The 14,258-nt window shown below is 27.8% G+C and carries 12 protein-coding genes and 1 tRNA gene; 5 read left to right on the forward strand and 8 right to left on the reverse strand.

The window, feature by feature from the left end:
• Positions 1-269, forward strand: a 269-nt coding sequence (locus ACY1IQ_RS20375; RefSeq protein ID WP_461615709.1) for a DUF1904 family protein, incomplete at its 5' end; no start/stop codon positions are given.
• Between the two features lie 75 nt (positions 270-344).
• On the opposite strand, the gene ACY1IQ_RS20380 is transcribed toward ACY1IQ_RS20375, so the two are convergent.
• From ACY1IQ_RS20380 to ACY1IQ_RS20400, 5 genes are all read right to left on the reverse strand, one after another.
• Positions 345-4,628 (reverse strand): acyl-CoA dehydratase activase-related protein, encoded by a 4,284-nt coding sequence (locus tag ACY1IQ_RS20380; protein ID WP_461615710.1) that lies wholly within the window; start codon positions 4,626-4,628, stop codon positions 345-347.
• 152 nt (positions 4,629-4,780) lie between these two features.
• Entirely contained in the window at positions 4,781-6,187 is a 1,407-nt protein-coding gene (gene cysS, locus ACY1IQ_RS20385) for a cysteine--tRNA ligase (protein ID WP_461615711.1), read from the reverse strand.
• A gap of 614 nt (positions 6,188-6,801) precedes the next feature.
• The gene (locus tag ACY1IQ_RS20390) at positions 6,802-7,173 is read right to left on the reverse strand and encodes a flavodoxin family protein (RefSeq protein ID WP_461615712.1); all 372 of its coding nucleotides are present in this window, start codon (positions 7,171-7,173) and stop codon (positions 6,802-6,804) included.
• A gap of 109 nt (positions 7,174-7,282) precedes the next feature.
• Positions 7,283-7,951 carry a zinc dependent phospholipase C family protein gene (locus ACY1IQ_RS20395; RefSeq protein WP_461615713.1) on the reverse strand — a complete coding sequence of 223 codons (669 nt, stop codon included), beginning with the start codon at positions 7,949-7,951 and terminating at the stop codon, positions 7,283-7,285.
• Between the two features lie 162 nt (positions 7,952-8,113).
• Positions 8,114-8,485: a hypothetical protein gene (locus ACY1IQ_RS20400; RefSeq protein WP_461615714.1), complete on the reverse strand. Its 372-nt coding sequence runs from the start codon at positions 8,483-8,485 to the stop codon at positions 8,114-8,116.
• Positions 8,486-8,751: 266 nt separating this feature from the next.
• Here ACY1IQ_RS20400 and ACY1IQ_RS20405 point away from each other — a divergent pair, with 266 nt between their 5' ends.
• Positions 8,752-8,976, forward strand: coding sequence for a DUF378 domain-containing protein (locus ACY1IQ_RS20405; protein WP_461615715.1), 225 nt, complete (start codon positions 8,752-8,754; stop codon positions 8,974-8,976).
• A 77-nt stretch (positions 8,977-9,053) separates the two neighbouring features.
• Positions 9,054-9,698 carry a DUF2284 domain-containing protein gene (locus tag ACY1IQ_RS20410; protein WP_461615716.1) on the forward strand — a complete coding sequence of 215 codons (645 nt, stop codon included), beginning with the start codon at positions 9,054-9,056 and terminating at the stop codon, positions 9,696-9,698.
• On the opposite strand, the gene ACY1IQ_RS20415 is transcribed toward ACY1IQ_RS20410, so the two are convergent.
• Positions 9,685-10,128, reverse strand: coding sequence for a hypothetical protein (locus ACY1IQ_RS20415; protein ID WP_461615717.1), 444 nt, complete (start codon positions 10,126-10,128; stop codon positions 9,685-9,687). The two genes, ACY1IQ_RS20410 and ACY1IQ_RS20415, sit on opposite strands and share 14 nt — an antisense overlap.
• 614 nt (positions 10,129-10,742) lie before the next feature.
• Between ACY1IQ_RS20415 and ACY1IQ_RS20420 the strand changes: the two genes are divergently transcribed.
• Positions 10,743-12,185, forward strand: coding sequence for an NADP-dependent glyceraldehyde-3-phosphate dehydrogenase (locus tag ACY1IQ_RS20420; protein WP_461615718.1), 1,443 nt, complete (start codon positions 10,743-10,745; stop codon positions 12,183-12,185).
• Between the two features lie 106 nt (positions 12,186-12,291).
• Here the strand turns inward: ACY1IQ_RS20420 and ACY1IQ_RS20425 are convergent, their stop codons facing one another.
• Entirely contained in the window at positions 12,292-13,059 is a 768-nt protein-coding gene (locus ACY1IQ_RS20425; RefSeq protein ID WP_461615719.1) for a lysophospholipid acyltransferase family protein, read from the reverse strand.
• 113 nt (positions 13,060-13,172) lie between these two features.
• Here ACY1IQ_RS20425 and ACY1IQ_RS20430 point away from each other — a divergent pair, with 113 nt between their 5' ends.
• Positions 13,173-14,027, forward strand: coding sequence for a ComEC/Rec2 family competence protein (locus tag ACY1IQ_RS20430; protein ID WP_461615720.1), 855 nt, complete (start codon positions 13,173-13,175; stop codon positions 14,025-14,027).
• Between the two features lie 65 nt (positions 14,028-14,092).
• Here ACY1IQ_RS20430 and ACY1IQ_RS20435 read toward each other — a convergent pair.
• Positions 14,093-14,167, reverse strand: a tRNA-Asn gene (locus ACY1IQ_RS20435).
• Positions 14,168-14,258 lie beyond the last annotated feature (91 nt).

Raw genomic sequence — 14,258 nt, forward strand, 5'->3', positions numbered from 1 at the left:
ATTTAATTGATGAATTGCAATTACTAATAGGATGTCCAAGGGATTATTTTACACTTGAAGCTATAGAATCTGTATTTATAAAAGATGGTAAAATAGTAAATGGATACCCTATAGTCGAAGTTTCTTGGTTTGATAGAGGACAAGAAGTCCAAGACAATGTAGCTAAAATAATTACAAACTATGTCTATTCTATGGGATATGATGATCTAGATATTATATTTATTCCTCTTGAAGAATGTAAATACTATGAAAATGGAGAACATTTTTAATCCTATTTAATAAGACACTCTATTTAAAAATAATAAAAATCACCATCAAAATTATAATTTTGATGGTGATTTTTATTATTTTTTCTTCTCATTAGAAGCTGCAACTTCTTTCAGCGCTTTTTCTATTACTATATCTTCTTCTAATTCTTTAAATGCAACAGATAGCATAAGTTTTATTCTATTTAATTGATTTACTTCGCTAGCACCAGGATCATAGTCTACAGCTACAATGTTAGATTGAGGATATTGCCTTCTAAGCTCTTTTATCATTCCCTTACCAGTTACATGATTAGGTAAACAAGCAAAAGGCTGCATACAAACAATATTTTTAGCCCCACTTTCAATAAGTTCAATCATCTCTGCCGTTAAAAACCATCCTTCACCGGTTTGATTGCAAAGTGATAGTACATTTTCAGCTAATTCAGCTAAGTGAGATATACTTTTAGGTGAATTAAATCTTTTACTATTCTCAAGTGCTTCCCTCATTGGCTTTCTATAAAATTCTATATACATCTCTTCAACTCTAGCTAAATATTTATCTTTTTTACTAAATCCCAAATATTTGCTTTTCAACTCTGAGTCTTTTATAGTGTATAAGAAAAAGTCCATTAAATCCGGCATTACTGCTTCACAGCCTTCTGATTCAATAATGTCTACTATATAGTTATTAGCATCTGGATGAAATTTTACTAATATCTCACCTACAAGTCCTACCTTAGGTTTTCTAATATCTTTAATCTTTAAATTGTCAAAATCATCTACAATATTGTTAACTATTTTCTTAAATTCTTTAATGCTTCCTCTTTTTACAGCTTCTATGCATATACCAACATACTTATTGTAAAGTTCGTTAGCTGAACCTTGTTTTTCCTCATATGGTCTTACTCTATATAAAACTCTCATGAGTAAATCTCCATATAAAATTCCCATAACTGCCTTTTTTAATAATGTTAATGTAAATTTAAATCCTGGATTAGATTCAAGTCCAACTGCATTTAAAGATATAACTGGTATATTTTCAAATCCTGCATCTTTTAGTGCCTTCCTTAAAAAAGCTATATAGTTTGTAGCCCTACATCCTCCTCCAGTTTGAGTTATTACAATAGAAGTATTATTTAAATCATATTTTCCAGATTTTAATGCATTTATAAACTGACCAACAACTAGTATAGATGGATAACATGCATCATTATTTACATATTTTAAACCTTCCTCAATAACCCTATCATCAGCTTTTTCTAATATTTCAAAATTATATCCCTCTGAAGAAAAAGCAGGACCTAAAAATTGAAAATGGATAGGAGACATTTGAGGTGCTAATATAGTATGAGTTTTTCTCATCTCTTTAGTAAATATTGGTCTTGGGCTTTGCTCAACAATTTTTATAGGAATTACTCCTTTTTTATCTCTTTCATCCATAGCAGCTTTCAATGAACGTATTCTAATTCTTGCTGAACCTAAATTATTTACCTCATCAATCTTTAACACTGTATAAATTTTATTATTGTTTTCTAAAATCTCTTGAACTTGATCTGTAGTAACTGCATCTAATCCACATCCAAAGGAGTTTAATTGTACTAACTCAAGATTTTTTTCCTTAGCTACATAACTAGCAGCAGCATATAATCTTGAATGGTACACCCATTGATCAACCACTCTTAAAGGTCGTTCTACTTCCCCTAAATGCGCAATAGAATCCTCTGTTAATACTGCCATATCAAAGCTAGTAATAAGCTTATCTAAACCATGATTAATTTCTGGGTCTATATGATAAGGTCTTCCTGCAAGTACAATACCTTTTTTACCACTTTCTTTTAGATATTTTAGAGTTTCTTCTCCTTTTGCTCTTAAATCTCTTTTTATACTCTCATCTTCTATAAAAGCTAAATTTAATGCTTCTTTTATCTCACGTTTAGATATTTTATACTCTTTTAGTGTATCTTCCATCCTCACTACTAAAGCCTCTCTATTATGAAGAGATATAAAAGGATTTAAGAAAGGTACCTTTTTCTCTTTTAAGAGGTCAATATTAGTTCTAATAACCTCTGAATAAGATATAACTATAGGACAATTATATTGATTTGTAGCTCCTTCTTGTTCCTTTTGTTCATAAACTATAGAGGGATAAAATATAAAATCTACATCTTTTTCTACTAGACTAACTATATGTCCATGACTAAGCTTTGCAGGATAACATGCTGATTCAGAAGGTATGGTTTCAATTCCTTTTTCATAAATTAGCTTGGAACTTCTAGGCGATAACTCTACCCTAAATCCTAATTTAGTAAAGAAAGTAAACCAAAATCCATAATTCTCATACATATTTAAAACTCTAGGTATTCCAACTGTTCCTCTTATTGCCTCTTCTTTTTTTAATGGCTTATAAGAGAACATTCTCTTATATTTATACTCATATAGATTAGGCACTGTATCCTTTTTAATTTCTAATCCTAATCCTCGTTCACACCTATTTCCTAATATAAATTCCCTTCCATCAGAAAAACCATTTACTGTAAGTAGGCAATTATTACTACAAAGGCCACATCTTTTCATAGTTGATGATGATTTAAAATTGCTTAAGTTTTCTTTTTGAAGGATAGTAGAACTTTTGCCTTCTACGTGTCTTTCTTTCGATATTAACGCACAACCAAAAGCTCCCATAAGCCCTGCTATATCTGGTCTAACTACTTCTCTACCTGAAATCAATTCAAAGCTTCTAAGTACTGCATCATTATAAAAAGTTCCACCTTGAACTATAATATTTTTTCCCATCTCTTTAGGATTTCTAATTTTTATAACTTTAAATAAAGCATTTTTAATAATTGAATAAGAAAGTCCACTAGATATATCTCCTACCGTTGCTCCTTCCTTTTGAGCCTGCTTTACTCTAGAATTCATAAAAACAGTACATCTTGAACCTAAATCTACAGGATTTTCAGCAAGTAATGCCTCTTTAGCAAAATCCTCCACAGTCATGTTTAAAGATTGAGCAAAGTTTTGGATAAAAGAACCGCATCCAGCTGAGCAAGCTTCATTAAGGGTCACCGAATTAATAACTCCATCTTTTACCCTTAAGCACTTCATATCTTGTCCACCGATGTCTAATATAAAATCTACATTAGGTAAAAAATGTTCTGCCGCTTTATAATGTGCTACCGTTTCTATTTCTCCTATATCAATCTTTAGTGCTGCTTTAATTAATGCTTCCCCATATCCTGTTACTGTAGAGTTTACAATTTCTGCTCCTTCAGGTATTTTATTATACAAATCTAATAATGCACTCTTAATAAGCTTTAGAGGGTTCCCTTCATTACTGCCATAGTAAGAGTATAGTAAATTTTTATCTTCATCAATCAATGCTATTTTAGTAGTAGTTGAACCTGCGTCTATGCCTAAATAACATTTTCCTTTATAGTTATTAAGATCTTTTGAACTTACCTTAAAAGAATTATGTCTATTTTTAAACTCATCCAATTCTTCTTGGTTCTTAAATAATGGCGATAATCTTTGTACTTCTTGACCTTCACAATATTTTAGAAGTTCTAGTTTGTCATATAACTCTTTAAATGTAATATGGTCACTTTTTACTGATAATATAGCACATCCCATGGCTACAAATAATTGAGAATTCTCTGGGAAAACAACATCTTCTGCTTTAATATTCAAAGTCTCCACAAACCTTTTTCTAAGCTCTGATAAGAAATATAACGGACCACCTAAGAAAGCTACTTTTCCTCTTATAGGTCTTCCACAAGCAAGTCCACTAATAGTTTGATTTACAACAGATTGAAATATAGAAGCTGCTATGTCTTCTTTTAATGCCCCTTCATTTATCAATGGCTGAATATCTGACTTTGCAAATACTCCACATCTTGCAGCAATAGGATGAATAGTTTTGTAATTCTTAGCTAATTCATTTAACCCTGCTGCATCTGTTTTTAACAGTGAGGACATTTGGTCTATAAACGCACCAGTTCCCCCTGCACAGGTTCCATTCATTCTTTGTTCCATTCCATCTTTAAAATAAGTTATTTTTGCATCTTCTCCACCTAATTCAATAGCTACATCAACATCATCAGCAAAGGTTTCTATAGTTTTACTACATGCAATAACTTCTTGAACAAAAGGTATCTTTAACCAATTAGATACAGACAATCCCCCTGAACCTGTTACATTTACAGTAATCCTTTCCTTTGGAAAAGAACTATAGGCATCATTTATTAAATTAAATATAGTACTTTTAATATCTGAAAAATGCCTTTCATATTTACTGTATATTATTTGAAAATTCTCATCTAAAATCACTAACTTAACTGTTGTTGAACCAACATCCAATCCTAAATGTAACAACCTTTTCATACTTTCATCACTGTTCCTTCTATAATTTAATAATTTAGTGAATAAATCTATAATAAAAATTACACTTATTAAAAAAACTGTCATAATTAATATATAGAGTTAAATCACTAAAATTTTAGTAATCTAACTCTATCAAGATTATCTATTTATTTTTATTTTACTCTCCAAGTTGTACCTTCTTTGTTGTCTAATATTTCAATATTCATGTTTAAAAGTTGATTTCTTATTTCATCAGCCTTTGAATAATCCTTAGCTTTTCTAGCTTGATTTCTTTCATCAATCAATCTATTTATTAACTCTTCATCTATATTAGATAGATCTTTCTCAATCTTCATTAAATCTAGAGATAATACTTTATCAAAGTCTTCTATTAACGTTGCTTTTTCTTTATTATTAAGCTGATTATCTTTTAACACATCTAATAATACTGTAAAGGCATTTGCTATATTTAAATCATCACTTATATGAGCTTTAAAAATTTCTTTATATGAATCTGTTTTTCCTTTATCTATTGACTCACTTTCAATTATATTCTCTAATATTAGAGATATTCTCTTTTTAAGAGCTTTAAAAGATTTTTTTGCATCTTCTAAACTTTCAAAACTAAATACTAACTGCTTTCTATATCTTGATTGTAAGCAAAAGTATCTATAATCTAAAGGTGAATATCCTTTATCTTCTAATATCTTTAAAGTTAAAAACTCTCCACTTGATTTAGACATTTTCCCACCATCAAGTACTAAAAACTCTCCATGTATCCAATAATTTACCCATTTTTGTCCACTGTAAGCTTCTGATTGAGCTATCTCATTTGTATGGTGTACTGGTATATGATCTATTCCCCCACAATGTATATCAATTCTATCACCTAAATATTTCATCGACATCGCAGAGCACTCTAAATGCCATCCTGGAAAACCCCTTCCCCATGGCGAATCCCATTGCATTATTTGATTTGTAAATTTAGAATTTGTAAACCAAAGTACAAAATCTAATGGATTTTTTTTATTTGGGTCAACTTCTATTCTACTACCTGCTTCTAATTCGTCAATACTTAAATCAGCAAGTTTTGTATAATCTTTAAATTTCTCTATTTCAAAATACACATTTCCATTAGCTTGATATGTATATCCTTTCTCTTCAAGCCCTTGAACAAACTTAATCATATCATCTATATGTTCTGTTGCTCTACATACAACATTTGGTCTTTTTATATTTAACTTATTGCAATCTTCAAAAAAAGCATCCTCATAAAATTTGGCTATTTCCCAAACGGTTTTCTTTTCTCTTGATGCACCAAGAGCCATTTTATCTTCACCCTCATCGCCATCAGATTGAAGATGTCCAACATCAGTTACATTCATTACATGTTTTACTTTGTATCCCACATACTCTAATGACTTTTTTAAAACATCTTCAAATATGTAAGTTCTTAAGTTTCCTATATGAGCATAATTATACACTGTAGGTCCACAAGTATACATTCCTACCTTATTAGGCTTTATAGAAATGAACTCGTCTTTATTTCTCGTCATTGTATTATAAACATAAAAACTCATAATTTTCTCTCCTTTTCTTAGAATTTAAATATATAGCTAATTGTTCCTTTACTTTTCATAATCTATTATCATAGAGAAACATTTAATCTCAATTTCATAAAACTTAATATCAAAATTAAAACCTACTATAAATTTTATTCATAAAACATATATTTATGCTTTAACTTAAAAAGCTACAGAAATAACTGTAGCTTATCTATAAAATTTAGTAAAATGCTTTAATTTTATAGTTGCTTTATAATCTACAGTATAATGCAACTTACTCGGTCTTTCGTTGAATAGAATCTATAAATTATTAATAAAAATTAACTTAATATAAATTGTATCATATTAATATAATTTTACAATATTTTTAGGAAATTATATAACGCTTATATTTTATTTTATAATCTTAATAAAAATATACAAATTAATCTAGTATTACTATATTAAATATGTCAGTTTAAATAATCTTTATATGAAACCTTCCTGCTTGCTACTTATATTTAGACAAACTACTTCATTTTAAGTGGACATTGCTTTGCCCCCCTTTTCATACATTTTTTTAACCCAAATTTTACATTTATTAATTCCATCTTTCTCTTTTGCTTCAATTATATTTAAATTGATTTCTCCTAATATATCACTATCAAAAAATAGCTCATTTTTATCTCGTATATTTTTAAATCTTTTCCTAATGTAAACAAAGCTATTTTTTTGCCAGAGAAGATATTTCCTAAAGTATTTCTTTTTAATCCTATAGGTAATTTATAAAACCAATTAGGTACTGCTAATACAATTAATTCATAGGATTTTATATCTTCTCTTAAAGTTTCTAAATTAAGATTATCCTCTATAAAACTTTTATATGGAACTTTATCATAGATGCCAGTATTATTTTTCACATTTTTTAGTTGTAATAAGTCTCCATTTATTTCTTCTTTCATAGCTTTTGATAAGTTTTTTAATAATCCATCTAAAGAGTAAAATAATATAAGAGTTTTCAATATACCACTCCTAAATATTTATATATTATTAGTATATGAAAACTCTTTTATTTAGTTAATATGATAATATTATCCAATATTCGTTATGATAAATAACTCTTAATATCTATTAATCTTCAAAATAGAAACCCTTAGATCTTAAATCATTTACTATATATTGACTACATTTAGCTATAAAATCATTCATTTCATTTTCTGTTAAATATATAAAATTTTCTTTTGTTTCATCATTTTCTCCTAGATAAAATTCTTTTATGTAGTTTACTTTCTTTGTAAAGGCCCCTTTTGGAAAGTATTCTAAATAATCTTCAACTTCTGTTACATTCTTAAAAATTGTAAAAAATAAACTATTTGGATTTTTATCTAAAAATAAATAATCCAATCCATACCAATCTTTTTTAATAACCCATATAAAATTTTTATCTTTTTCTAATCCTTCTTTGTATAATTTTGTTTTCTTTTTATGATTATACATTTTTTCCCAACATATATCAGTTAAAAGATGTACATAATACCCTAAATAAAAGGACAATCTATTATTTAAATTATTTTTCTTATGATCTTTTAAATATTTAATATAGAATCCTTCCGCATTAGTATTTTTTCCATCTTCCATCCAATGAGTAATGTCTCTAGGTGGATCAAAAGAAGAATAATCCTCATTAGGTACTCCACTATCCGGTCCTATATTTCCTACAGTAAAACACTCATCATTTATCTTTAGTTTTTTATCTAAAATTTTTTCTGCTACTCTTAAATGTGCTATCCAAGTTGCCATAATATGCCCCCCATCCTTAAATGCCATATACCTATAGCTAATCGATATTATTAAACTTAAGATATATTTAACTAAATTCTACTTTCTCTTTAAAACCCCTTCTTTTATTAAATAAAATAAGCAAAATAAACTTTTGTCTAAAAGTCTATCTTGCTTATTTTACTATTTCTTAATTTTATTTATTTTCTTAACTCTGTTTGGCTTTGCTTTAGGTCTGATAACTGTATTATTGCTTTTATTGTATTGATTATATGATTTATCTTGCGGTTTATCATAATGTTTTAAGAAACCTGACAAATCCATAAACCATAAAAACAAAATTACAAAAATTCCTGGAATTATATATCTAGCAACATAGCTAGGCATTGTTGGCCAAAGTAATGTTGGTACTATAAATACAGCTAAAGCTATTATTAATATAAGCCATTTATTCACTTTAATCTTATCTAATACATATGTTCTAAGTACTCCATAAGCAATCAATGCTACAATAGAAAAAAGTAAAATTCCTAAAATAAGTTTAAATGTTTCCACTTTTATCCCTCACTTCTTGTTATGTTATTTTTAAACAGTTAATAATATTATATAATATCCCCTCACCGATTAACAGATTTTATTTAAATTTATACTTAAAATTATATTTACTTTATGTTAAAATTTATGTGAGATACTATAGAATAATCATTAATTTTTATAAATTATCTTCATTTTGTTAAAATATTTTTTTCTTATTGTTATAAATTATCAATAGTTGTAAATAATAAGAAATGTAAATATTTTAGAAAAAGGAGATGTGTTATATGAGAACACTAGATACAATCGTACTAATACTTGTTATAATCGGCGCAGTAAACTGGGGATTAGTCGGATTATTTCGATTTGATTTAATAGCTGCACTGTTTGCTGGTTCAGGTACTTTTGGTTCAATAAGCCAATTTAGCCGCATTATTTACGCAATAGTTGGTATTTGTGGATTATATGCTCTTTCATTCTTAGGAAGAGACAGAGAGCGCGATGACGTTTAACGTTAAAATATAACCTTTATAAAAAAGCTGAATTATTTCAGCTTTTTTATTATTTCCTATATACTAGGGGTGGTAATATGAGTATAAAAAAATATATAAATTATAAGCTTAGAGAATTATCCATAGAACAATTAATTAAATTTCATAATCCTAAGCTGATAAAAGGATATTGTAAGCAATGTAAAAAGTATGGTACTGTTTGGTCTTGTCCAGAATTTAATTTTAACGAATTAGAATTTTTAAAAAATTATACTTATGTATATTTAATACACTCAAAAATTTATATAAGAGATATATGCAAAATCACAATGGATGAATATTATAACAATCTTCTAGATATAATACCTGAAGTTAAGGATTATAAAGATGATATGGGGAAAAAATTTAATACCTTATACTTCTCCTGTAGGCTTTACTTAGATAATATGCTGTTAAGAATTGAGGAAAGTTATAAACATTCTTTAGCTATAGTATCAGGTAGATGCCTTTATTGCGATCCTTGTGAAAAAACTAAGGGCAAAGAATGTATAAATCCTGAAAAACTAAGGTACTCTTTAGAAGCTCTATCTATAGATGTATCATCCTTATTAAAGTATTCATTAAATGAAGAAATTCAATGGAGTAATGATGAAGAATCTAATTACATTACCTGTGTTTCTGCACTACTTTCAAAAAATCCAATAGAAATAAATGAATTAGAAGATAAAATTATTCATTTTTGATAAATCTAAGTTGGATAGTAACAGTTTTTATATTTTCTCTTATAACTAAAATACTAACAGAAATATTACTATTTAATATTTCATCAAAGATATCATTTATATCTTCCTCAATAAATTTTATAGTATCTCCCTTTTTATTTTTAATAGCATAATTTGAAGAAAGTCTCTCTAAATATAGATTGTCCCACTGCGTTAAATCGTATTCATTTTCTACTTCAAAAATTAATCCTCTGTTTATTAAAAAATTCTTTAATAATTCATATTTTCTTTTAAGATCATCTCCTTTTTCATCTAGTTTTTTATAAATTTCCGCTTTTTCATCTATTGCTTGTTTTTCCTTTTTTATTTCAATTTCTAATTTTTCTTTTTCATTATCCAATTCCAATATATATTTATTAATTTTTTCTAAATATCTTTTACTATTTTTCATAGTTTACCTTGCCTTTCTATAAGTTCTTTATATAAAATATTAGTGAGGTGAAGCTTATGAAAAACTTCAAGAAATCATTGATTTCTTATCAACTCAACTATTAATAATAGTTAGGAGAAGTTCTAAATCTATATATAGAGTTTACAATAACATAGTGTTTAATTTCAATAAACAAAGCACTATAAAAAATGTTTGAACCTACTATTGATAAAAAACAAAATATAAATAAGGAATTATTAAATGATTTAAAAATGTCTTAAAAATAAAACAGAGAATCTTGAGAATAAAATTGATTGTATTAAAAGAGAATTTAAAAATTGAGGAAAAAAATTAATATTTTTGAATTGTTTCTCACTGAACAAAGTCAACAATAATTTTAAGATTGTTAATCCTTGATTTTTAGAGTGTTAATCTATTTTTATAGAAAATTTATTTTCCTAAGTATATTTTAAGTTTTTACATTAAATTCTCATATTGATGCTTTAATATAAATTCTGATATTACACTTTTATTTATAGTGACTTTCATATATAAAAATGCTATTAATATTTATTTTATAATTTAGCTATTAATTGATAATACTAATTATATCTAAATGTTATGAGGTGATATTTTTGTTTGAATGTATAAAGAAAGACAATCATTTCTGTAATTTATATGATGGTGGTTGGGTAACATCGAAAGACACTATTGATATCTATTCTCCTGTGGATAATTCTTTTGTAGGTACTATCCCTGCTATGACAAAAGATGATGTAGATGCATATATAAAAAATTCAAAAGAAGCACAAATATCCTGGGGAGAAGTTCCTGTTAGTGAAAGAGCCGCTATACTTCATAAAGCTGCAACAATATTAGAAGAGCAAGTGGAAGAAATGGCAGAAGTACTCATGTGGGAAATTGCAAAAGATAAAAAGTCCTGTATATCTGAAATTATAAGAACTGCAGCTTTTATTAGATATACTGCAGATGCGGGCAAAAATCTTGAAGGTGAAGCTATTGGTGCTGATAATTTTCCTGGATTTAAGAAAAATAAAATGTCTTTTGCTACAAGAGTTCCTCTTGGAATAGTATTAGCAATTTCACCTTTCAATTATCCTATAAATCTATCCGCAGCAAAAATAGCTCCTGCTCTAGTTGCTGGAAATAGTGTTATATTAAAACCACCTACTCAAGGTGCAATTAGTGCACTATACCTAGCAAAAGTATTTCAAGAAGCCGGTCTTCCTAATGGAGTATTAAATACAGTTACTGGTAAGACTTCTGAAATTGGTGATTATTTAGTTACTAGACCAGAAATAAACTTTATAAATTTCACTGGTTCTACTAATGTTGGTAAACATATTGCTGAAATTGTTGGAATGGTACCTATGATAATGGAGCTTGGGGGAAAAGATGCTGCAATAGTATTAAAGGATGCTAATTTAGATGATACAGCAAGAGAAATAGTATCAGGAGCTTATAGTTATGCTGGTCAAAGATGCACTGCCATAAAAAGAGTATTGGTGGTGGAAGAAATAGCTGATAAATTAGTAGAAAAACTTTTAGATAATGTTAAAAATTTAAAGGTAGGTCATCCAAAGGATAATTGTGCAATAACCCCTCTTATCGATACTAAATCTGGTGATTTTGTTGAAGAACTCATGAAGGATGCTATTGATAAAGGAGCGAAATTACTTATTGGTAATAAACGTGAAGGTAATTTACTATATCCCACACTTTTTGACTATGTAACCACAGATATGAGAATTGCCTGGGAAGAACCTTTTGGTCCTGTACTTCCTGTAATTCGTGTAAAATCTATGGAAGAGGCTATAGATATAGCTAACCGTTCTCAATATGGATTACAATCTTCTGTGTTTACTATGAATATAAATGATGCTTTTTATGTTGCAAATAAACTTGAAGTGGGAGCAGTACAAATTAATAATAAATCGGAAAGAGGACCAGACCATTTTCCATTCTCTGGAGTAAAAGCTTCTGGTATGGGTACCCAAGGTATTAAATATAGTATAGAAGCTATGAGCAGGTTAAAATCTATAGTATTGACAGTATAACTAAATAATAACACCATATTAATTCTACAATATTTAAAATTCTCCATTATCAAAAAATTTTTTTTATTTTTGAAAAATGCTACTTAGAAATTCTAAGTAGCATTTTTTACATATTAAATCCATTTTCAACAATATCTTTACATATTTGAGCTAAGTTACCTTGATCTTCCTTAGATAGTTCCTTAGGATATATTGGCTTATGAATTACTATTTTACAATCTAAATCACCTTTTTTAGTCCTCTTACTTCCCTCTAATACTTTATATGTTCCATCTATAGTAATCGGAATAATTGGTACATTAGCTCTTGTAGCCAATTTAAGGCTTCCTTTTTTAAATTCATTTAACTTACCATCTCTACTCCTCGTTCCTTCAGGAAAGATTAACATCGAATGTCCATCTTTAAGATTTTCTGTAGCTTCAAGAATAGCTTTTAATCCCTCTCTTGGATTATCTCTATCTAAAAATACACATCGTATATTTTTAGCCCAATAAGATACTAATGGCACATTTTCTAATTCTTTTTTTCCTACAGCGCCTAATGGTCTATCAATACAATCAATTACTAATGGAATATCTACGATGCTCTGATGATTTGCCACATAAAGGCAAGTATCATTAAGTAAATTTTCTTTACCAATTACCTTAACTTTTAATTTAGATGCTTTCATAGTAAATCTTGCCCATTTTTTTGCATGATTATATATAAACTTTTCACTTTCTTCTCTAGACTTCTTTTTAATTCTTTCAAACTTTGGTCGCAAAAACATTGTAAAAAAAATATATATTGCAGACTTTGCTACAAAGAAGAATTTTCTCATTTTATCACCGTCCTTATGTTTAGTCATAATTATTATATCAATAATATTATTCATTTAAAAGCATAGTTAATAAAGAAACTGTATTGAAAAATACTAAAAATATTTTATTAGTTTATAAACTTCTTAATTGGTCTATAATTTTAATAATTAACTTGTAGGAGGAATAAATGAAAAATAAATTTATTAATTTATCTATTTTAATATCAATTATAATTTCAATATTTACTATATCATATAAAGTTTATATAGATTATATTCCTTATAATGATAAGGCTATAATTCATTATATTGATGTAGGGCAAGGTGATGGAATATTAATTCAAGTTAACAATAAAAATATTCTAATTGATGGTGGCACAGAAAGTAATTCTAAAGCACTTATTAAATATTTGAAAAGCCAACGAGTCAAATCTTTAGATTATATTATAGCAACCCATCCACATGAAGATCATATTGGTGCATTACCAGAAGTTATAAACACTTTCAAAATTAAAAACTTTTATGCTCCAAAAGTCACTGCTAATACTACTTGCTTCTATAATCTAATAAAAAGCTTAAAAAGAAATGATTTAAAAATTCTCCCTATAACTTCTCCTATGATAGTAAATCTAGATGAATATACTTCTTTATCCTTTGTTTCTCCTAATAAAAATGACTATAAAAATTTGAATAATTATTCTTTAGTAGCAAAACTTCAATATAAAAACTTCTCATTTTTATTTACTGGTGATGCTGAGAAGGAAATTGAAAATGAAATTATCTCTTCTGGTTATGATATAAAATGTCATATACTAAAATTAGGCCATCATGGAAGCAAAACCTCTTCTACTCCAAAATTTTTAGATGAAGTTAATCCTAAGATAGCTATTGCGTCTTGCGGACTTGGAAATGATTATGGTCATCCAAGCAAGGATATATTAAAAGAACTAAAAAATAGGAATATAAAACTATATAGAACTGATAAAGATGGAACTATTGTATTTATTTGTGATGGAAAAACTCTAAAGAAAAAAATAAAATGAAAAGCTATATAAAAAGAATTCCAATTAGCAATTCTTCTTATATAGCTTTTCATTTTCATTAAAAATGGCTCCGCGAAGAGGATTCGAACCTCCAACCTATCGGTTAACAGCCGAGTGCTCCACCATTGAGCTATCGCGGAATATTGCTAAACTAAATTCTACTTAGTCTAACATAACCTGGCAACAACCTACCCTCCCACAGGGTCTCCCCTGCAGTACTCTCGGCGTCCT

The organism is Clostridium sp. Marseille-QA1073, from assembly GCF_054863625.1.